General features: G+C 56.8%; 1 protein-coding gene and 1 pseudogene. Both read left to right on the top strand.

What is annotated here, in order from left to right; translation table 11 throughout:
• Positions 1 to 101: pseudogene (locus tag GOB90_RS18715) on the top strand (IS5/IS1182 family transposase); the annotation flags it as partial.
• A 403-nt stretch (positions 102 to 504) separates the two neighbouring features.
• The gene (locus tag GOB90_RS18710; RefSeq protein ID WP_146893160.1) at positions 505 to 687 is read left to right on the top strand and encodes a hypothetical protein; all 183 of its coding nucleotides are present in this window, start codon (positions 505 to 507) and stop codon (positions 685 to 687) included.
• Positions 688 to 892: the final 205 nt, after the last annotated feature.

Genomic DNA, 892 nt, shown 5'->3' with positions numbered 1-892 from the left:
TCACGAAGGATGTCGAGGCAACAATCTCGTCATCCCACGCGTGGTTGATGATTGCCCATATCCGCAGAGTTCTGCGAAAAATCAATCAAACCGCTTTCTGATTCAGGCTCTAAAACCGATGAAGAATTTCTTGGTAGTCTGGTCGGTCCATTGCGAGATAATAATCTGATCGAGCGAACCGTAAAACAGACAGATGCATCAAGAATTACGGATAACTCTGATGTAAACAGGCAAAATAGTGATTTCCTCGAATATCTTCGGGATTATTGAAAATAACAAATGCTTGCTGAATAAGATGTCGAACTCCCTCCCGCAAAAACGGGGTAACAGTCGGTCGCGGCTAATCGACTGACCACACAAACACGTCAGGCTCCCCATTGCCTGTGTTCCCGGTCGAAGCAAACGGGATTACCCGCTCGCCGGAAGGCCCCACCCGGAGAGATCAGGTGCGGGGCGTGACCTCTTTCCCCGTTCCGGCTGCGGGGACGATGGATGAGGGGGGCGATGGCTCCTTTCCTCATCGGTGAACAGGTCGAAACAATAGTGGCGAAGGAAGGATCCTCCAGCGGGCAACCGGCTGGCCCGCCTTCGTTGGAACGACGGGTCCATGCGACCCGAACCGTTCGCAGCAGGGACGCGGCAGTCGGGGGCGGGTGTCTGGCCGCGATCCGCGCCACCAGCACGTGAGACGGTCGCACCGGGCAATGAGGATTTCGTCCTGTGTCGCACGTTCTCCACCTGACGGACCGGTCATGCCGGCATCGTATCTCCTTGGGGCTGTCGGGTCCGCACACCATGGCCTCTGTCGGATGGCTGATCTAGCCGAAGACCGGCTGCGCCTCGATCGGCTGGCCGCAACGGCGTTCCAGAACTTTCTTCCCCTGACGGCTGC

The sequence above is a fragment of the Acetobacter oeni genome, assembly GCF_011516825.1.
In the GTDB taxonomy this organism is placed as follows: domain Bacteria; phylum Pseudomonadota; class Alphaproteobacteria; order Acetobacterales; family Acetobacteraceae; genus Acetobacter; species Acetobacter oeni.
This window is presented reverse-complemented; position numbering and strand designations above follow the sequence as displayed.

What these genes read in the sequence shown, in the direction of transcription:
- GOB90_RS18710 (WP_146893160.1), top strand. Translation starts at nt 505, where the DNA reads ATGGCTCCTTTCCTCATCGGTGAACAGGTCGAAACAATAGTGGCGAAG.